The sequence below is a fragment of the Polaribacter sp. Asnod6-C07 genome (assembly GCF_045063625.1).
Lineage (GTDB): Bacteria > Bacteroidota > Bacteroidia > Flavobacteriales > Flavobacteriaceae > Polaribacter > Polaribacter vadi_A.
Genome location: NZ_JBEFOF010000005.1, coordinates 3,041,006 through 3,061,986, shown reverse-complemented (window position 1 = coordinate 3,061,986; position 20,981 = coordinate 3,041,006). Strand labels below are relative to the sequence as shown.

At 28.1% G+C, this 20,981-nt stretch carries 18 protein-coding genes; 11 read left to right on the top strand and 7 right to left on the bottom strand.

Going from position 1 to position 20,981, the window contains the following annotated elements; translation table 11 throughout:
- The first annotated feature begins 17 nt into the window (after window positions 1-17).
- Complete coding sequence (locus ACJJVK_RS13295; RefSeq protein WP_405566618.1) at window positions 18-1,016, top strand: metal-dependent hydrolase; 999 nt, start codon at window positions 18-20, stop codon at window positions 1,014-1,016.
- 305 nt (window positions 1,017-1,321) lie between these two features.
- Here ACJJVK_RS13295 and ACJJVK_RS13290 read toward each other — a convergent pair whose 3' ends face one another.
- The 3 genes from ACJJVK_RS13290 to ychF all read right to left on the bottom strand — a co-directional run bounded on the left by ACJJVK_RS13290 (window position 1,322) and on the right by ychF (window position 3,172).
- Window positions 1,322-1,492 (bottom strand): hypothetical protein, encoded by a 171-nt coding sequence (locus ACJJVK_RS13290; RefSeq protein ID WP_405566615.1) that lies wholly within the window; start codon window positions 1,490-1,492, stop codon window positions 1,322-1,324.
- 283 nt (window positions 1,493-1,775) lie between these two features.
- Window positions 1,776-1,946 carry a hypothetical protein gene (locus tag ACJJVK_RS13285; RefSeq protein ID WP_405566612.1) on the bottom strand — a complete coding sequence of 57 codons (171 nt, stop codon included), beginning with the start codon at window positions 1,944-1,946 and terminating at the stop codon, window positions 1,776-1,778.
- Window positions 1,947-2,080: 134 nt separating this feature from the next.
- Window positions 2,081-3,172 (bottom strand): redox-regulated ATPase YchF, encoded by a 1,092-nt coding sequence (gene ychF, locus ACJJVK_RS13280; protein WP_405566609.1) that lies wholly within the window; start codon window positions 3,170-3,172, stop codon window positions 2,081-2,083.
- A gap of 322 nt (window positions 3,173-3,494) precedes the next feature.
- Between ychF and ACJJVK_RS13275 the strand changes: the two genes are divergently transcribed.
- Window positions 3,495-6,218 carry a TonB-dependent receptor gene (locus tag ACJJVK_RS13275; protein ID WP_405566606.1) on the top strand — a complete coding sequence of 908 codons (2,724 nt, stop codon included), beginning with the start codon at window positions 3,495-3,497 and terminating at the stop codon, window positions 6,216-6,218.
- A 268-nt stretch (window positions 6,219-6,486) separates the two neighbouring features.
- Here the strand turns inward: ACJJVK_RS13275 and ACJJVK_RS13270 are convergent, their stop codons facing one another.
- Complete coding sequence (locus tag ACJJVK_RS13270; RefSeq protein ID WP_405566603.1) at window positions 6,487-6,837, bottom strand: 4Fe-4S dicluster domain-containing protein; 351 nt, start codon at window positions 6,835-6,837, stop codon at window positions 6,487-6,489.
- A gap of 70 nt (window positions 6,838-6,907) precedes the next feature.
- On the opposite strand from ACJJVK_RS13270, the gene ACJJVK_RS13265 reads away from it, so the two are divergent.
- The 9 genes from ACJJVK_RS13265 to ACJJVK_RS13225 all read left to right on the top strand — a co-directional run bounded on the left by ACJJVK_RS13265 (window position 6,908) and on the right by ACJJVK_RS13225 (window position 16,496).
- Window positions 6,908-7,969, top strand: coding sequence for an acyl-CoA reductase (locus ACJJVK_RS13265; protein ID WP_405566600.1), 1,062 nt, complete (start codon window positions 6,908-6,910; stop codon window positions 7,967-7,969).
- 69 nt (window positions 7,970-8,038) lie between these two features.
- A complete protein-coding gene (gene serC / locus ACJJVK_RS13260) occupies window positions 8,039-9,103 on the top strand; it encodes a 3-phosphoserine/phosphohydroxythreonine transaminase (protein WP_405566597.1) in 1,065 nt (354 codons plus the stop codon).
- 92 nt (window positions 9,104-9,195) lie between these two features.
- Window positions 9,196-10,146, top strand: coding sequence for a D-2-hydroxyacid dehydrogenase (locus ACJJVK_RS13255; RefSeq protein ID WP_405566594.1), 951 nt, complete (start codon window positions 9,196-9,198; stop codon window positions 10,144-10,146).
- An 88-nt stretch (window positions 10,147-10,234) separates the two neighbouring features.
- A complete protein-coding gene (locus ACJJVK_RS13250; protein ID WP_405566591.1) occupies window positions 10,235-10,894 on the top strand; it encodes a YggS family pyridoxal phosphate-dependent enzyme in 660 nt (219 codons plus the stop codon).
- 27 nt (window positions 10,895-10,921) lie between these two features.
- Window positions 10,922-12,001 (top strand): exonuclease domain-containing protein, encoded by a 1,080-nt coding sequence (locus ACJJVK_RS13245; RefSeq protein ID WP_215995525.1) that lies wholly within the window; start codon window positions 10,922-10,924, stop codon window positions 11,999-12,001.
- A 4-nt stretch (window positions 12,002-12,005) separates the two neighbouring features.
- Window positions 12,006-13,955: a hypothetical protein gene (locus ACJJVK_RS13240; RefSeq protein WP_405566588.1), complete on the top strand. Its 1,950-nt coding sequence runs from the start codon at window positions 12,006-12,008 to the stop codon at window positions 13,953-13,955.
- Between the two features lie 65 nt (window positions 13,956-14,020).
- Window positions 14,021-14,551, top strand: coding sequence for an RNA polymerase sigma factor (locus ACJJVK_RS13235; RefSeq protein WP_405566585.1), 531 nt, complete (start codon window positions 14,021-14,023; stop codon window positions 14,549-14,551).
- A 2-nt stretch (window positions 14,552-14,553) separates the two neighbouring features.
- Window positions 14,554-15,336, top strand: a complete 783-nt coding sequence (locus ACJJVK_RS13230) for an anti-sigma factor domain-containing protein (protein WP_405566582.1) — start codon at window positions 14,554-14,556, stop codon at window positions 15,334-15,336.
- 245 nt (window positions 15,337-15,581) lie between these two features.
- Window positions 15,582-16,496, top strand: a complete 915-nt coding sequence (locus tag ACJJVK_RS13225) for an NAD(P)/FAD-dependent oxidoreductase (RefSeq protein ID WP_405566579.1) — start codon at window positions 15,582-15,584, stop codon at window positions 16,494-16,496.
- Between the two features lie 227 nt (window positions 16,497-16,723).
- On the opposite strand, the gene ACJJVK_RS13220 is transcribed toward ACJJVK_RS13225, so the two are convergent.
- From ACJJVK_RS13220 to ACJJVK_RS13210, 3 genes are all read right to left on the bottom strand, one after another.
- Complete coding sequence (locus ACJJVK_RS13220) at window positions 16,724-18,952, bottom strand: TonB-dependent receptor (protein WP_405566576.1); 2,229 nt, start codon at window positions 18,950-18,952, stop codon at window positions 16,724-16,726.
- A 23-nt stretch (window positions 18,953-18,975) separates the two neighbouring features.
- The gene (locus ACJJVK_RS13215) at window positions 18,976-20,271 is read right to left on the bottom strand and encodes a tetratricopeptide repeat protein (protein ID WP_405566573.1); all 1,296 of its coding nucleotides are present in this window, start codon (window positions 20,269-20,271) and stop codon (window positions 18,976-18,978) included.
- A gap of 128 nt (window positions 20,272-20,399) precedes the next feature.
- Window positions 20,400-20,954 carry a DUF4331 family protein gene (locus tag ACJJVK_RS13210; protein ID WP_405566570.1) on the bottom strand — a complete coding sequence of 185 codons (555 nt, stop codon included), beginning with the start codon at window positions 20,952-20,954 and terminating at the stop codon, window positions 20,400-20,402.
- Between the last annotated feature and the right edge of the window lie 27 nt (window positions 20,955-20,981).

Below are 20,981 nucleotides of genomic sequence, written 5' to 3'. Positions count from 1 at the left end.
AATAAAATTAAAATAAATTGGATTCGTTAACGCAAATTGTATTAGGTGCAGCAGTTGGAGAAGCCGTTTTAGGAAGAAAAATTGGTAATAAGGCTATGCTATATGGTGCTATTGCTGGTACAATTCCTGATTTAGATGTGCTTTCTTCTTTTTTTACTGATAAAGTAACTGCCTTAGAAATGCACAGAGGTTTTACACACTCTATCCTATTTTCTATACTCTTTGCTCCTATTTTTTCTCTTATAGTTAACAAGTACGAAAAATATAAATCCTTTAAAAATTGGTCTTGGCTATTCTTTTGGGCTTTTATAACGCATCCCATTTTAGATGCACAAACCACTTGGGGAACACAACTTTTTTGGCCTTTTGATATTCGATTGGCTTTTAAAAATGTTTTTGTTGTAGATCCTTTATACACACTTCCGTTTTTAGTTTTTTTGATTTTAGTTATGTGTCAAAAAAGATCATCTAAAAAAAGAAGGTTATATAATAATTCAGGATTAATTATTAGCAGTTCTTATTTGATAATTACATTGATTTTAAAAGGAATATCTTATCAAAAGTTTACCAAAGAACTTGCATTACAAAACATAACCTATTCTGATATAAAAACAAAACCAACTCCATTAAACACTATTTTATGGACTGCAAATATTGATACCAAAAATGCTTTTTTAATTGGTAATTCATCATTTTTTGATAAAAACCCAATTCATTTTTCTAGCTATCCTAAAAATCATCATTTATTAGGAGATTTAATTCATCATAAAAAAGTAAAACGAATGATAGCTATTTCTAAAGGTTGGTATACCATCAACAAGAAAAATGGCGTTTTATATTTTAACGATTTAAGATTTGGCACATTAAGTATAAAACCAAATGCAAACAATTTTGTTTTTAAATATGAGATTATTGTTGATGAAAATGGAACTCCATTTTTTAAAGAAGTACCAAAAAATAAGAGTGATGCTAAAAAATTAGTATCTGAATTATGGCAAAGAATTAAAGGTAATTAACAAATTCTATAAAGACAAGGTTATGATTAATTTTAAAACCTTATTACTCTTAATTTTAAATCTTTATGATCAAATAATTTGTTAAAAAAGTATTGGTAGTTTATTCGAGAAATATCTTTTTATACCCGATTTTCAATTTAAATCTGTATAAAACTATTAATAATTGTAAATCAATTAGAATTAGATGTTATTCTGGAAGTTCATAAAAATTTTATGAGCCTCAACAACTTCTGTAGAACAAAAGTTTAAGACAAGTTATTAATTTTATAATTTTTGTTTTGTAAAATTAATCTTTTTTAAGGTAATTATATTTTCACTTTTGCTAAAGCTCTTTGGCTTTCATTTATTTTTAATGCTTTAATTATATTATTCATTAAGACAAAAAACGCAAAACAAGCAACAGTTAAAAGTGCATAATCTATAAATAAAGAAGTAAATGCTTTTAAAGAAACTAAGTTTAAGATTTGAGAAAACATAATGTTTATTTTTAAGGTTACTCAAAAGTAATATTTATCTAAAAGGCAATATTATTTATTATACCAATGGTAATCTTTTATAGACGAATGGGAATATTTATAGGTTTGTTGAAAAGTTAAACTTTATAGAAACTCTGGTTCTGCACATAAACTCAACAAAAGTTTACTCAATAAACTACTATTAAAATGTCAAGAGACATCTAAAATCTCGTTAACTCTAGTTTTTGGTAAACTACAAGTTATTTAATCAAGATAGAAAAAAAACTATTAAAAATGAAGTTAACTATATTTTTACTTTTACTAAAGCTCTTTGACTTTCGTTAATTTTTATCGCTTTAATTATGTTATTCATTAATACAAAAAATGCAAAAAAAGCAACAGTTAAAAGTGTATAATCTATAAATAAAGAAGTAAATTCTTTTAAAGAAACTAAATTTAAGATTTGAGAAAACATAATATTTATTTTTAAGGTTACTCAAAAATAATATTAATCTAAAAGGCATTATTTTTTATTATACGAATGGTATTTATTAATAGTTGAATGGAAATATTTAAAAGTTTAAAAAAATTAGTTTCAGTTAAAGTAGCCTACACATTAAATCTAAAGTGCATTACATCTCCATCTTTAACAATATACTCCTTACCTTCTACTCTCATTTTACCAGCTTCTTTTACTTTAGCTTCGCTACCAAAAGTTACATAATCTTCGTAAGCAATAGTTTCTGCTCTAATAAAACCTTTTTCAAAATCTGTATGTATTACTCCTGCAGCTTGTGGTGCAGTAGAACCTATAGGAATTGTCCATGCTCTTACTTCTTTTACACCTGCTGTAAAATAAGTTTGTAAGTTTAATAATTTATAAGCAGAACGTACTAATCTAGAAACACCAGCTTCTTCTAAACCAATATCTTCTAAAAACATTTGGCGCTCTTCATAATCTTCTAATTCTGTAATATCTGCTTCTGTACCCACTGCTAAAACAATAACCTCGGCATTTTCATCTTTTACAACTTCTTTTACTTTATCTACATAATCATTACCAGAAACTGCTGAATTTTCATCAACATTACAAACGTATAAAACAGGTTTTGCTGTAATAAACTGCAAAGATTGTACAAACTCAATCTCTTTTTCGTTAAAATCTAAAGCTCTTACAGAAACACCTTGTAATAAAGTTTCTTCAATTTTTAAGAGAACAACTAATTCAGCTTGTGCTTCTTTATTTCCTGTTTTTGCAGTTCTTTTAACCCTTTCTAAACGTTTTTGAACCGTTTCTAAATCTTTTAATTGCAATTCGATATCAATCGTTTCTTTATCTCTTACAGGATCTACAGAATTATCAACATGAATAATATTATCATTATCAAAACAACGCAAAACGTGTAAGATAGCGTCAGTTTCTCTAATATTTGCTAAAAACTGATTTCCTAAACCTTCTCCTTTACTAGCTCCTTTTACCAAACCAGCAATATCAACTATTTCTACAGTTGCAGGCAATACTCTTTCTGGATTTACCAATTCTTCTAACTTTTCTAAACGTGTATCAGGTACATTCACAACACCTAAATTTGGTTCAATTGTACAAAAAGGAAAGTTTGCACTTTGCGCTTTTGCATTAGATAAACAGTTAAATAAAGTTGATTTTCCTACGTTTGGTAATCCTACAATTCCAGCTTTCATTTAATAATAATTTTGCGAGTGCAAATATAAACGAACTTTCATAAAACAATGAGTATTAGAAAAAAAACTGATAAATGAATTTGATAAAAACGAAGCTCTGTAAATTACATTATATGTAATAAAATTCAAACAAAAAGCAATTTACAATGCAGTTACCAAACAATCTATTACATAAAATTCATCGATTTTCACTTTTTTGTAAAAAAAATTAAATTTTAAAGAGTATAATTTTAATCTACAAGTCTTATTAAAAATAAGAAAGGCTAAGTTTTATTTAAAATTTAGTTTAAAACAATTCATTTTCTAATTAAAGTTAATTTTTATGAAACAAAATCAAACATTAAAATTATTTACTATTTTCTTATTTATGATTCCTTTATCATTCTTAGCACAGAATATTAAAGGAAAGGTTACAGACATTTCTGGTGCTAGTTTACCTTTTATAAATATTATAGAAAAAGGCACGTCTAATGGTGTTGTTACAGATGATAATGGAGAATTCTCTATTACAGTAAAAAGTTTACCTGCAACATTTGTAGTATCATCTATGGGGTTTGAAACTAAAAACATCAAGGTGAATAGCAATACTTTTTTATCTATTGTTATGAGTGAAGACAATGCTTTAGATGAAGTTGTAGTTGTTGGCTCTAGAAATTCTAAAAGAACTGCAGTAGATACTCCTGTACCTGTAGACATTATTGACGTTCAAGAATTAGCAACAAAAAATGGTAAAGTAGAAGTAAATGATATTTTACAATTTGCTGCTCCTTCTTTTAATGCTACAAAACAATCTGGTTCTGATGGTGCAGACCATATTGTACCAGCTTCATTAAGAGGTTTAGGTCCAGATCAAACTTTAGTTTTAATTAATGGTAAAAGAAGACATCAATCTTCTTTAGTTAATATTTTTGGTACAAGAGGTCGTGGTAATTCTGGTACAGATTTAAATGCAATACCTGCAGCTTCAATTAAAAGAATAGAAGTTTTAAGAGATGGTGCTTCTGCACAATATGGTTCTGATGCCATTGCTGGGGTTATTAATATTGTTTTAAATGATAATACTGATGGTATTTCTGCAGGTATTACATATGGAGCTTACAGTACTGCTGTAGGTGGTGATTATGCACAAGAAATATTTGACACACAAGATGGCTGGGAACCAGAACTTTATAATATAGAAGGAAAAAACAGATTAGATGGTAAAGACAAAAGTTTTGATGGTGAAACCGTTAAAATTGATTTAAACTATGGTGCAAAAATTAATGATTTAGGTGGTTTTGTAAACTTTACAACAGAGTTTTTAACTAAAAATAAAACTTTAAGACCTGGTTTTTCTTGGCGTCAAGGTTATGGTAGTGCAGGTTTAGATGGTTTTAATTTTATGGTTAACTCTATTATTCCTGTTTCTGATAAAACTGAAGTTTATGTGTTTGGTGGTAGAAATTATAGAGATACAGACGCTTATGCTTTTTCTAGAAGTAGTTTTGATGATGGTGATAATAGATCTGTACCAAGTATTTATCCTGATGGATTTACACCTAGAATTACATCAATCATTGTAGATAATTCAATCTCTGGAGGTTTAAAACATACTTTAGATAATGGTTGGGAAGTTGATTTTAATAATACTTTTGGTATGAATAAGTTTCATTATTTTATTAAAGATTCTAATAATGCATCTTTAGGTGATGCTTCTCCTACAGATTTTGATGCTGGTGGACACAGTTTATCTCAAAATACAACAGGAGTAGATTTTAGTAAATATTTTGAAGATTATGCTGATGGTATAAACTTTGCATTTGGTTTAGAATACAGAACAGAAAACTTTCAAATTTTTGCAGGTGAAGAATCTTCTTATGGTTTATATGATGATAATGGGGTCCTTTTAACAAACCCAGCTATACAAACTGTAGCTACAGATTCTAATGGCGATGTTTTATCTGGTGGTTCACAAGGTTTTCCTGGTTATAGTCCAGATAATGAAGTAGACAGAAGTAGAACAAATTTAGGTGTGTATTTTGATACAGAAATAAACCTAAGTGAAGCTTTTTTATTAAGTGCTGCTTTACGTTATGAGAATTATAGTGATTTTGGTAGCACATTTAACTACAAACTTGCAACAAGATACAAAGTAAATGACAACCTTTCTTTTAGAGGTTCTGTTTCTAGTGGTTTTAGAGCACCATCTTTAGCTCAAATTTATTACAACTTAAAATTCACAAATATTGTAGCAGGTACTTCTGTTCCTTCTTTATTATCAGCAAATAATAGTACAGTTACAAGGGCATTTGGTATTGGAGACTTACAAGAAGAAAAAGCAATTAATACTAGTATTGGTTTTACCTATAAGAAAAACGGTTTTACAGCAACAATAGATGCTTACTCTATTGCTGTTGATGATAGAATTATTTTAACAGATAACTTTACAGATCAAACTATATTAGGCCCTTTAAATGTAGATGCTGCACAATTTTTTGCAAATGGAGTAGATACTAAAACTAGTGGAGTTGATATTGTCTTAAATTACAAAACTACGTTTGGTAACGACCACAATATAAATATTGGTTTAATTGGTAATTTAAACGATTTAGAAATTAAAGAAATTCATAATGGAGATTTAAATCCTTATACTTTTTTTAGCGGATTTTCTCAAGCGTATTTAGAAGCTGCTGCACCAGATTATAAGTTTGGTTTAAACTTAGGATATTCTAAAAACAAATTCAATGCAAATGTTACTTTAACTAAATTTAGCGAAGTTCAATTACAAGATTTTCAATGGGTAGATGCTCCACCAACTACACAAGCAGAAGCAGATGCTTTGTATGCAGTTGCAACAGATACTTATGAGTCTTTAATTACAACAGATTTAAGTTTAGGATACAAAATTTCTGATAAAGTGAACATTACATTAGGTGCAAATAACCTTTTTAACATCTACCCTACTTCTCAGTTTGATGGTTGGACAGATCAAGGTGGTTTAGCAGATTCTGTTCAAATGGGATCTGATGGAGCATATTATTTTACAAGAATTAACTTTCGCTTATAAGCATTTAAATAGTCTCCCCAAAAAAAGCCTGAATATTTTATGTTCAGGCTTTTAATTTTATATTTACTATTATAAAACAACTTAAAATATCATAAAAAATCATTCAACCGATTTTACATTAATTTATAATGAATACTCTATTTTTAGAAAATATAAAGTGTGTGCTAATTTTAATATATTATTTCAAGTAATTCATAATAAAACGATTAATCAAAAAAAAAACCTCGAATTTCATCGAGGTTTTTTTATTATAAAAATAAATTTTTATTTAGTCATTGTGCATAAAAGCTTGTTTTTCTAATAAAAACTCTTCAGTTTCTACAACATCTTCATCTGGCACACAACAATCTACAGGACATACTGCTGCACATTGTGGCTCATCATGAAAACCTTTACACTCTGTGCATTTATCTGGAACAATGTAGTAAATTTCATCTGAAACTGGTTCTTGATCCTCGTCTGCATTTGCTGCTTTTCCTCCTGGCAAAACAACATCACCACTTAAATCTGTACCATCAGAATATTTCCAATCGTCTGCACCTTCGTAAATTGCTGTATTAGGACATTCTGGTTCGCAAGCCCCACAATTTATGCATTCATCTGTTATTATAATTGCCATAATTTTCTTTTCTGTTTTTGTACCTTTGCTTTTGCAAAAATAAAGCCAAAATTATAGACAACCAAAATAAATGAATAGTATTCAAAATAGAATTACTGCATTTGCAAAATTAGGCCACTTTTTAAGTCAATTTTCTGTTGATAAAATAGAAAAACAAGATAATATTGAATATAATGAAATCTTTTTTGATGGATTTTTACATCAAATTAAATTAGCACAAGAAAAAAACTCTTGGTTTACTAAAGATAATATTTTATTCAGTTTAAATAGTTGGTCTAAAAGCTTAACAAAAAACAATTTAATTGATTTTTCTAAAAGCACAAATTTAGATAAAATTCAACCTAAAAAAGTAGCCATAATAATGGCAGGAAATATTCCCTTAGTTGGTTTTCACGATTTTTTATCTGTGTTAATTTCTGGGCATTCTGTGTTAGTAAAACAATCTTCTAATGACAAACATTTATTACCATTCTTAGCTAAGTATTTAGAATATGTAGATGAAACTTTAAAAGGTAAAATTACATTTACAGAAGAAAAATTATCCAATTTCGATGCTGTAATTGCAACAGGTAGCAACAATACTGCTCGTTATTTTGAATTTTATTTTAAAAACAAGCCTAATATCATCAGAAAAAGCAGAAATTCTGTAGCTGTTATTACAGGTGATGAAACAATTGAGGATTTTACAAACTTATCTAATGATGTTTTTCAATATTTTGGTCTTGGTTGCAGAAGTGTTTCTAAACTATTTGTCCCTAAAGATTACAATTTTGAAACATTTTTTAACGGAATGTATGCAAAAAAAGAAATTATCAATAATGCAAAGTATGCTAATAATTACGACTACAACAAAGCTGTTTATTTAATGAGTGAATTTGATTTGTTAGAAAATGGTTTTTTAATGATAAAAGAAGATGAGAGTTACGCCTCACCTATTGCTACCATTTTTTATGAATATTATGACAATGAAATCGATCTTAAAATAAAATTACATCAAGATAGAGAAAAAATTCAGTGTATTGTTGCCAAAAACTTTATCGAAAATGAAGTTGGTTTTGGGCAAACTCAACATCCGCAGTTAACAGATTATGCAGATAGAGTGAATACTTTAGATTTTTTAGCTACCATTTAACAATGATAAATACAAAGTTGTAAGATCTTCAACTTTGAAAATTGAATATATAATATTGAACATAAGAGTATGAAAAAACATAATTTTAGTGCAGGACCTTGTATTTTACCACAAGAAGTATTACAAAAAGCATCAGAAGCTATACTAAATTTTAATGATGATAATTTATCATTAATAGAAATATCTCATAGAAGTAAACCTTTTGTTGCTGTAATGGAAAAAGCGCGTTCTTTAGCTTTAGAATTATTAGGCTTAGAAAACAAAGGTTACAAAGCTTTGTTTTTACAAGGAGGAGCAAGTACTGAATTTTTAATGGTTGCTTACAACTTATTAAATAAAAAAGCTGCCTATTTAAACACAGGTGCATGGTCTGACAAATCTATAAAAGAAGCAAAATTATTTGGTGAGGTTGTAGAAGTAGCATCATCTAAAGATAAAAAATTCTCATACATTCCTAAAGGGTTTAACATTCCAGAAGATGCAGATTATTTTCACTGTACAAGTAACAATACTGTAGCTGGTACTCAAATACACGAGTTTCCAGAAACGAATGTTCCTTTGGTTTGCGATATGAGTTCAGATATTTTTTCTCGTCAATTAGATTTTGAAAAGTTCGATTTAATTTATGCTGGTGCTCAAAAAAATATGGGTCCTGCTGGTACAACTTTAGTAATTATTAAAGAAGATATATTAGGTAAAGTAGAAAGAGAAATTCCTTCTATGTTAAACTACCAAATTCATATAGACAAAGACTCAATGTTTAATACACCTTCTGTTTTTGCTGTATACGTTTCTATGCTAACATTAGAATGGTTAAAAGGTTTAGGTGGAATTAAATTTATAGAAGAAGTAAACAACAAAAAGGCGGCTTTATTATATTCTGAAATAGATAGAAACCCTTTGTTTAAAGGAATTGTAGCAAAAGAAGATCGTAGTACAATGAATGCTACTTTTAATTTAGTTGATGAAAGCCAGAAAGAAACTTTCGATAAACTTTGTGCAGAAGCTGGTATTAACGGAATTAATGGACATAGAAGTGTAGGGGGTTACAGAGCAAGTATGTATAATGCGTTACCTCTTTATAGTGTACAAGCTTTGGTGGATGTAATGCAAGAATTAGAAAGAATTTCTTAAGTATTACAAAACAAAAGAAGCTCTTGATTAAAACATAATAATAAAAAACAATAAATAAAACTCCTTCCCTTTGGGAAGGTTGGGATGGGCAAATGAAAATATTAGCAAATGATGGAATTTCTAAAAGCGGAATAGACGCTTTAGAAAAAGGAGGTTTTGAAGTAATAACAACAAAAGTAGCTCAAAGTCAGTTAGAAAATTATATAAACGATAATAATATAGATGCAATTTTAGTTAGAAGTGCAACACAAGTTCGTCAAGAATTAATAGAAGCTTGCCCTTCTTTAAAATTAATTGGAAGAGGTGGTGTTGGTATGGATAATATTGATGTAGAATATGCTATAGACAATGGTTTACATGTTATAAACACACCAGCTGCATCTTCTAGTTCTGTTGCAGAATTAGTTTTTTCACACTTATTTGGTATGGTTCGTTTCTTACATTCATCTAACAGAGAAATGCCTTTAGAAGGCGATACTCGTTTTAAAGAATTAAAAAAGGCTTATGCTCAAGGTATTGAATTGAGAGGCAAAACTTTAGGTATTATAGGTTTTGGTAGAATTGGTCAAGAAGTAGCAAAAATTGGATTAGGTTTAGGTATGAATATCATTGCTACTGATGAATTAGTAGAAAGCGCACCAATTACCTTAGATTTTTTTAACGGACAAAAAATTAGTTTTCAGATTGATACTATTGATAAAAATGAATTACTAAAAGAAGCCGATTTTATTACATTACATGTACCTGCACAAGAAGATTACTTAATTACTGAAACAGAATTCGATAAAATGAAAGATGGGGTTGGTATTGTAAATGCTGCAAGAGGTGGAATTTTAAACGAAGTAGATTTGGTAAAAGCTATAGAAAGTGGCAAGGTACAATTTGCTGGTTTAGATGTTTTTGAAACAGAACCTACACCTGCAGTACAACTTTTAATGAACACAGAAATTTCTTTAACACCACATATTGGTGCAGCAACTAAAGAAGCACAAGACAGAATTGGTATAGAATTAGCCAAACAAATCATTGAATTATTAAGATAATTATAAAAATTCTCGATACAATTTTTGTGTCAAATCATTATTTAAATGATAATATAAAATTGTATCGAGATTAATTTTAAAGTTTTAAATGATAAAAGAAAATTTAAAGAATATAAAAGCAACTTTACCAGAAAATGTAACTCTAGTTGCTGTTTCTAAAACAAAACCTATAGAAGATTTACAAGAGGCTTATAACACTGGTCAGCGTATTTTTGGAGAAAATAAAATTCAAGAAATGGTTGATAAATATGATGCTTTACCAAAAGACATTAAATGGCATATGATTGGCCACTTACAAAGTAATAAGGTAAAGTATATGGCTCATTTTGTTGATTTAATTCACGGAGTTGATAAATTAAAGACGCTAAATGTAATTAACAAAGAAGCAAAAAAACACGATAGAGTAATAAATTGTTTATTACAAGCTAAAATTGCCAAAGAAGACAGTAAATTCGGTTTATCATTTAATGAAATCGAAACAATTTTATCAGCAAAGGAAACAGAAGCACTAGAAAATATTAACATTGTTGGTTTAATGGGTATGGCTACTTTTACTGATAACAAAAATCAATTAAAAGAAGAATTTTTATCACTCAAAAACTTATTTAATCAACTAAAAACCAAACACTCAAGTTTAGAAATTCTTTCTATGGGAATGAGTGGAGATTATAAACTAGCAATCGAAAATGGAAGCACGATGATAAGAGTTGGTAGCTCAATATTTGGTCATCGTAATTATAATCAGTAAATTTAAAAAAAATTAAAGAAAAAGAATTTGTACGCTATTTTAGATATTGAAACCACAGGTGGTAAATTTAATGAAGAAGGCATAACTGAAATTGCAATTTATAAATTTGATGGTCACGAAGTTGTAGACCAATTTATATCTTTAGTAAACCCAGAAAGAGAAATACAACAATTTGTAGTAAAACTTACAGGCATCAACAGTAAAATGTTGAAAAACGCTCCGAAATTTTTTGAAGTAGCTAAAAGAATCGTAGAAATTACAAAAGATTGTATTTTGGTTGCTCATAATTCTGCTTTTGATTACCGAATTTTAAAAACTGAATTTCAACGTTTAAGTTTCGACTATCAAAGAAACACTTTATGTACAGTAGAATTAAGTCAAGAATTAATTAAAGACCAACCTTCTTATAGTTTAGGTAAATTAACTAGGTCTTTAGGAATACCAATTGCTGACAGACACAGAGCAAATGGAGATGCTTTAGCTACAATTCAATTATTTAAATTATTATTAGAAAAAGATACTAAGAAAGAAATTATTCAAAACTCTATTAAATATTTTGATAAAAGAGTTGAGAAAGAAAAATTAAAAACTTTAATAGAAGAAATTCCAAGAGTTTTAGGTATTTATTTCATTCATGATACTAATGGAAAAGTAATTTTTATTGGTAGAGGAAAAAATATAAAATCAGAAATAAATAAACTTTTTCTAAAAACTACGAGACGTGCTGTAAAAATTCAAGAAAGGGCCACTTCTGTTTCTTACAATAAAACTGGTAACGAATTATTTACACGTTTAAAATACTACATCGCTTTAGAGTCTATATCTCCAAAATTTAATTTTAAAAAGAAGTTTAAGCTTACCCAAGATAACTTTAATAATGATAATTTTTTAATTATTGAAAAAGGTAGAGAGCTAGAAGAAAATGCTGTTATTCTTATTGAAGATAATACAATTTGTTGTTATGGCTATACAAATTTAGCTTATCAAGAGAATAATGTCGATATTTTAAAATCTGTACTTACAAATATCGATTATAAAGAAATTGCTAAAACTATTGTTAAAAATTACTTAGATAAAAATAAAGTTCAGAAAATTATCAGGCAATAAAAAAATGAAAAAACTACCTCTAATTCTATTATTACTTGCTACAATAATAGTAAATGCTCAAGCAGAAAAATCATCTAAAATGGGACAAACAACCATAGGTGAATTACAAATGAAGGTTTATGATAAAGATTCTACTGCAGCAGCTGTAGTTTTATATGAACATGCCAATGTTTATTTAGATCCAAAAAACGATTACAAAACAAGAACAGATTATTATTATAGAATAAAAATATTAGATAAATCTGCTTTTGATTTGGCTAACATTACTTTAGAACTCTACAAAGAAAAAAAAGTTTCAGATATAAAGGCAATTACATACAATAGCTCTGAAATTGGTTCTTTAAAAAGAACATATTTAGCTAAAGATAAAATTTTTAAGGTAAATGAAACCGAAAATTGGACTACACATCGTTTTACTTTACCAAACATAAAAGAAGGTTCTGTTATTGAATATTCTTACAGTATTATTTCTCCTTATTTTGGTATTTCTGATTGGAATTTTCAATCTGATATTCCAAAAATAAAAAGCGAATTTGATGCTGCAATTCTTGGAAACTATAAATATAACATTAGAATTATCGGTTTTTTAGAACTAGATAAAAACGATTCTTCTATCAAAAAAAATTGTGTAGATATAGAAGGTTTAGGTCCTGGTGCTTGTAGAGTTTATTCTTATGGTATTAACAACATACCTGCTTTTAAAGAAGAAGATTATATGTTAAGCAAAAAAAACTACGTATCTCGCTTATCATTTGATTTAGAATCTTACACTAGCCCAAGAGGAGTTATAGAAAAATACACAACCACTTGGAAAGAGGCTGACAAAAAATTAAAGAAAATATTTTTAAACAATCAAACTTCTAAAAAAAGTTTTTTTAAAAAGAGAATTCCAGAAGAAATTTTATCTATGAATAATAATTTAGATAAAGCAAAAGGTATTTATAAATTTATACAAAATCATTATACTTGGAATGAGAAATACTGGAATAATGAAGATGAAAAAGTAAAAAAAGCTTTTGATAATAAAATTGGTAGTGCAGGCGAAATTAATATGTCTTTATACAACGCTTTAAGTGCTGCAGAAATTCAAGCAGATTTAGTAATTTTATCAACGAGAGAAAACGGAATTCCTACAAAACTTTACCCTGTAATTTTTGATTACAATTATGTAATTGTTAAAGCAACCATAAATGAAAAAGAATATTTTTTAGATGCAACTGATCAATTTTTACCTTTTGGTGAGGTTCCTGTAAGAACTTTAAATGGAGAAGCAAGAGTTATCAATTATAAAAAAGAAAGCAGTTGGGTAACCTTAAAACCTAAATACAAATCTTATAAAAATGTAACTGCTAAATTAACTTTGAGTGAAGATGGTGAATTTTCAGGTAATCTTTTAATTAGAAAGCAAGGATATTCAGCAAAAAAACAAAGAGAAAAATTAAGTTCTTTAACAGAAGAAGATTATTTAGAAGAATTTGAAGACGACAACCCAGATGTAGAAGTAGATGATTATAAAGCTAGTTTTCTAGACGAATTAGATAAACCATTACAAGAAATTTACACTGTAAGTATTATGATGGATGAAGATTTAAGCAGAAAAACGAGGATAAACCCTTTCTTTTTTGAAAGAATGAAAGAGAATCCATTTACTTTAAAAGATAGATATTATCCTGTTGATTTTGGTTATGCAAGTAAAAATAATTTTGCATTGAGTTTAAAGATTCCTGAAACTTACAAAATTACTCAACTACCTAAAGAAGTTGCAATTTCTTTGCCAAATAAAGGTGGTATGTTTGTTTTAAAAATAGTTAAAAAAGAAAATATTATAACTATTTATACTCGCATTAACATCAGTAGAAGTTCTTTTAGCTCTAATGAATATTTTGCATTAAAAGAATTTTTTAATCAAATAGTAATTGCGGAGAACTCTTACATCATTCTAGAAAAAAAATAATTTTATTTTTATTAATATACTAAGGCTATTTCTATTTTTATAGTATTTTAGCTACTTATAATTATATGAGTCAAGAACAATTAATCTTACAGTTTCAACAAAAGGACGTAAAGGCCTATGAAAAACTATACAATATGTATTGTGATAGTATTTCTGGAGTTGTAAATAATATTGTTAAAAATGATGATGTTACTCAAGAAATTACTCAAGATGTTTTTATAAAAGCCTGGAATAAAGCTGATACTTATTCTTCTAAAAAAGGCCGTTTTTTTACTTGGTTATTAAACATAGCAAGAAATGCAGCTATAGATTATACCCGTTCTAAAAAATTTAAACAATCTAAACAAAACCTTAATGCAGATTTTTTCGTAGATATATTAGAAACCAGTAGTAACTTAGATAAATCTACAAATACAATTGGTTTAAAAGAATTTGTAACAAAATTAGGTGAAAAATGTAAAGCTGTAATTGAGTTGATATACTTTAAAGGTTTTACACAAAAAGAAGCATCAGAAGAATTAGAGATGCCTCTTGGTACCATAAAAACAAGAAATAGAACTTGCATTGGCGAATTACGTACAATGTTAGGAGAATAAAAATGGATAGTAAAGACTACATAGCATCTGGAATTTTGGAACTTTATGTTGCAGGTTCCCTTTCTGAAAAAGAAAATCAGGAAGTATACAAAGCTATGCAAAAATATCCTGAAGTTTTAGCAGAAGTACAATCCATAGAAAATGCGATTGTTAAATTAACTGCTTTTTCTAAAAAGGATAGTGCTTATTCATTTGATAGTATTAAAAATCAATTAAAAGTTGAACAACCTAAGGTAATACCTATTACTAAGCCAAAAACAAATTGGTTACAATATTCAGGTTGGGCTGCATCTCTATTAATTGGTAGTATTTTAATTTTTACACTTTCTAAAAACAATCAATTAAAACAACAAGTTGCATCAGAAAAAGAAGTATTAGAAGCACAAATTGATAGTGCATCTACTAATTTAGCTGCTGCAGAAAAATTAATTGAAGTATTTAGAGACAAAGACATAATTTCTGTACCATTAGCTGGGCAAACAGTTTCGCCTACTTCTTATGCTAAAGTATACTGGGATAAAAAAACAAACTCTATTTATTTAGATGCTAAAGGTTTACCAGAACCACCAAAAGGAAAAGTTTACCAAGTTTGGTCTTTAAAACTAAGTCCATTAACACCAACAAGTTTAGGTACTTTAGACAGTTTTACTGCGGATAATAATAAAATCTTTACCATTACTAATGCAAACGAATCTGAAGCATTTGGTATTACTTTAGAGCCAGCAGGTGGTAGCCTCTCTCCTACTTTAGAGCAATTGTACACATTAGGTGCAGTTTCGTCTTAAAACCCTTTTCACTTTTTTTATTGTTGATTATAGCTTCATTTTTAAAATGATTTTATAACACAAGTAAATCAATTATTATTTCTTAAAATCTATATATCAAAAGATTCAGTTTATATTTTTTAATATTTTGACTATAGATTTTATGATCTGATACATCACAAATCTTTAACGCAACTTAGTTGCGTTAAATAATTTTTAGATATATTTGTTCCTTAAAATTAGAATCAAATAAATTGAAAATAAATATGGAAAAAAGAAAAGTATTTGATGTTGTAATCATTGGGGGTAGTTATGCTGGTTTATCAGCTGCAATGGCTTTAGGTAGGTCTTTAAGAAATGTATTAATTATTGATAGTGGAAAACCTTGTAACAGACAAACACCTTACTCACATAATTTTATTACTCAAGATGGCGTAAAACCGATAGAAATATTTCAAAAAGCAAAAAGTCAGGTTTTAGAATATGATACAGTACAATTTTTAAATGATTTGGTAATTTCTACTACTAAAATTTCTGACGGATTTGAAATAGAAACCAAACTAAAAGAAAAAATTAAGGCAAAAAAAGTCCTTTTTTCTACTGGTGTTAAAGATATTATGCCAAATATTAAAGGCTTTTCAGATTGCTGGGGAATAAGTATTCTACACTGCCCTTATTGCCATGGTTATGAAGTAGCTAACAAAGATTTAGGAATTATCGCCAATGGTAAAACTGCATTTGAACTTTGTACACTTATCCAAAATTGGTCTAAGAATTTAACATTATTTACCAATGGAAAATCAGAATTAACAGAAAAACAAATCGAAATTATATCAAAATTAAAAATTACAATTGTTGAAAAAGAGATTGAAGAATTAATGCATTTAAATGGTAACATAGAAAAAATTTCTTTTAAAGATGGTGCTAAAACTAAAATCGATGCAATATTTTCTAGAGTCCCTTTTGATCAGCATTGTAAAATACCAACAGAAATAGGATGTAAAACTAATGATTCTGGACATTTTGAAGTTGATTTTTTTCAGAAAACAAATATTGAAGATGTTTATGCAGCTGGTGATATTACATCTCCTTTTAGAGCAGTTTCTTTAGCAACATCTTCTGGCACAATTGCTGGTGCTGCAATAAATATGGAATTGATAAAAGAAAGTTTGCCTTTATAAAAAATAGATTTATAAATTAAAAATGCCTATTACAAATTGTAATAGGCATTTCATCTAAAATCAAACTAACCAAACTTAATTTAAATTTTTATAATTTAAAAAAATGCCCATTACAATGAAGTAACAGGCACTTCCATCCAACTAAACTAACCAAACAACAGGTTAACTTTATTATAATATTTCACTATTTTTATTTTGATAACTTTTCAATTCTTGAGTTATTTATACTAAAATTGATATGTAATTGTTGCTTTTGCAAAAAATGGTGTACCAGGTGTAAAATGTATTTCTTCTACAGAATTTGCCTCATTTTGTAACCTACTTTCTGTTGCAAATTGTGTTTCATTCCAAGCTACATCAAAAAGGTTTTCTATAGCAACACCAAAGGTTACATCATTTACTTTGTAATTAACATTTAAATCGCTCACAAAATAACCTTCTGCAATTATACTATTGTCTTCGTTTGCAGCTCTATCTCCTAAATATCTATATCTTAAACCTCCTGAAAAATTACCAAGATTCGAAAAAGATATTCCTCCAGACATCGTAAAATTCGGTGCTAGAGGAATGTAATCTTCTCCAACTATGTTTTCTAAGCTTTTTGCTTTTGTATAAGTTGCATCTGTATCAAAATAAATATTATTAGTTAACTGATATCTTATTCCTAAATCTACTCCAAAACGTTCAGATTTTCCTGATGGTTCTACAATACCAGCATCACCTACGTACACAAATTCTTCTTCAGAAAATAAATACCACAAAGCAGTATTTAGAACCAAATTTTTAGAAGGTTTCCATACATTACCAAAATCTACACCATAAGCTCTTGGTAAAACTTTATCAGCATTTTGCTGTAAAACTACTCTTGCATCATTAGAATGAAATCCAATTCCTGATTTTAAAAACCATTGTAAATTATCGTTTTGAGTGTATAAAAAATTTAACTTCGGATTTACAATTGCCTTAGTTTTACTCAATGTTTCGTAAGTTGTACTTAAATTATCATTGTATAAAAACTTAAAATAATCGAACCTTAATGCTGGTGATATTTTAAATTTACCAATTTCAAATTCTGAATTAAAAAAGGCATAAGCATTAGTTTGTTGTACATCTCCAAACTGAATTCTATTTAATAATTCACTTCTATTTTTGGTATGTGATAATTCATTGTCTTTAATATCATCAAAACGTAAACCTAAACCTTTGGTAAATTTTGCCTCTACATTTCCATATTTTTTTTCGGTAATGATTTTAGCATTCATCCCATAAATATTTCTATCCTCAAATTGTTTTATCTGATCTCCATTTATAGGATCTTCCAAGAAAAAAGTAAAGTTAGAATACAACTCAAAATTATAATTTGAATAAAATGCATTGGCTTTAAAAATAGAGTTATCATTTAAAGTTTTTTGCAACTGTACATTTATATTAGATCTAGAAGTAAAACCACCTTCAGTATCATCAATAGTACCAAAACGTGTAATGTTACCATTTGCAACTTCTCTTTCTGGTATTTGCCCAGAAGCATCCCAAGCACTTGTAAAATGAGATGCTGTTAAAGTCAGCTTATCTTTTCCGTTTAAATACGTGTTGTATTTTGCAAATAAATTTAGTCTGTTAAAGTTTTGTGGCGATTCAAAAGGCCCATCAAACTCAATATATTCTAAAGCTACATAAGCATCATCATTTTTTACATTTTCTAATAAATTGAACATTGCAACAGTTCTTAATGAGTTAAAATCTCCATAACCCACAGAAACCATATTTTTGTTGATGGCTGTTTTTGTAGCAAAATTTACATAACCAGCTGTGTTAAAATCACCTTGATTTGCATAATAAGGTCCTTTACCAAAATCGATATTTTTAATGGTTTCTGGAATTACAAAATGCAAATCAGAATAACCTTGACCATGTGCATGCGAAACCATATTTATAGGCATACCATCTACAGAAAGTGTAATATCTGTTCCATGATCTATATCAAAACCTCTTAAAAAAATCTGTTCTGCTTTTCCTCCACCTGCATGTTGCCCAATAAATAAACCTGGTACTTTTCTTAATATTTCTTGCGAATTATTTACAGGGTTTAGCTGTAAATCTACTCTTGCAATAGTTTGTAAAGCATTTATTTCTTTACGCAAAACCAATTCTTCTAATTGAAAAATTTTGGTTTTTAAAGTGATTGTTATTCCATTTTTTAAATGCTCTGGCATCACTTTAATTGTCATTTTTTCGTACCCAAGAATACTTACTTGAATGCTACTATTAATCTGTGTTTTGTCTAACGTAAAATTTCCATTTTCGTTGGTATGTGTATGTGTATTAGATGCTTCGTTTACCACATAAACATTTTCTAAAGGCTCATTAAACGGATTTATTATTTTTCCTTTTAAAGTTTGTCCAATAGTTTGCAAACTGAAGATAAAAACCACGAATAATATGAATCTATTTTTCATTTTTTTATAAAATTTTCGCGAATTTAAATGTTTTTTACCTCAATTTCTGTTAAAGGACCTAACTCATAAACACTTTCTAATAACTCGTTTTTTATCTCTTTAGCTTCTAGTATTTTACCATTATGTTTTAAAATAAAAGCAGTGTGCAACAAAGCTTCTGGCTCATAAGTTTTACCAATTACATGTTTTTCTGAAATCTGTAATGCTTTTTTAGTTTCACCATTTTTATAATAAGACCAAGCCAATAAATCGTAAGATTGTGCTGTAGGTCTTTCCATAACTTCTTTTTTGGCAATTTCTATGGCTTCTTTCTTTTTATTGTTACTATCTGCAAATAAAATAACGTTGTATTTAGCATACATTGCGCCATATTTTTCGTTAGAAACTGCCTCTAAATATTTTTTTGTTTGTTCTTCTTTTTCTGCAACATTACCCATAAAATCTGCAATTTCTAGCTTTAATAAAAAGTAATCTGGAGAAGTATTTTCTTTTTGAATAGCATTTAAAATTCTTAAAGCTTCTTCTGGATTTCTCTCATAAGAATACACAATCCATGCAATCCCTTTTTTCGCATAACTATTATTTGGGTTAATTTTTAAAGCATTTATATAAGCATTATAAGAATCTTTAATTCTACCTGCATGACCATAATAATCTGCAAGATTTGTGTAATTCCACTGAATTAAAGTTTTATTTTTAGTAGTCTCTGCAATCTTTAAAGCGCTTTCTAAATATTTAATGGCATTATCTAAATTACCTAAATGATCATTGTATTTAGATAACCTTATTAAATAATCGAAATTATTAAAGTTTTTTACTTTGGATAAATATGCTGTAACTTCTTTGTAACTACCCAATTCTAAATAAACATCAACCAACATAAAATGGGTCTGCTTTAAGTTTTCTCCATTTTTTTCTGCTTTTAACAACAACTCTAAAGCTTCTTGAAAACGATGTTGAGAAATGTAATTTCTTGCTAAACTTCTTAAATAACCAGCGTTATTAAAATTAGTTTTTTTGTTTGCTACTAATAAATTTTCTTCGGCTTTTTTTAATTGAGTAATATTACCTGTTAATTTAAAAATTTGAGAATTTGCACTAGCTATTTTTGAATGATATGGATATTGATTAGGTGATTTTTCTAACTTGTTTGCCCAAAAATTTAATTCTTTATTTACACTTTCTAAAGCACTGTTTTTATTTAATTCTAAATACGCTTGATATTCGTATGGATTTGTTATTTGTTTGGTTTGTTCTTTATTGCAACTGATTGTTATAGAAAAAGTTACAAATACTAAAATAAGTTGGATGTATTTCATGATTTGTAGTTTAAAGTTGTTTTATAAATAACTGGCGTAGTAAAATACGCCAGTATTTTTTTAGGGGTTGATTTTAAATATTACCGAATTTTGGGGGAATTCTTTTAGGTAAATTTTAGATTATTAATCTACCAAGGTGAAGCTAAATAAGGGAAAGAATCTGAAAATTCTTTATCATTTGCATCTACATTATCATTAGATAAACTAGGGTTTTCAGAAAAATCTTCTCCACCAAAAATCAATAATAATTCAACAGTAATCACATCATCTGCTAAAGCTCTACCTGTTAAAACGTTAGTACCATCATAAAAAGTTGTAGTACCATCTAAAGACACATTTAAAACGTCTGTAGCTAATAAACCTGTAAAAGTAGCAGCGTCTAAACCTAATGCATTTGCATCACCATCATTTGCATAAGCAGGGCTTAAACCTGTTAAATTAGCCTGAAACATTGACTGAAACATTGCTCCTTGTTGAGAAGGTATTGTAGTATTAAAAGCATCTTTACTATCAGAAGAAACAAAAACTGTATTTACTGCTGGTCTACCCATTTGATCTTCTTGAACAAAAGTTCCAGAAAAATCAATTGAAGTTTCTTCTATCATGTTATCATCATTATTACAGCTTACCATAAGAAGTGATGCAACTGCTATTGCTATATATTTTATTTTAAAAATTTTCATAATTCTATATTTTAAATTGTTAGTTAG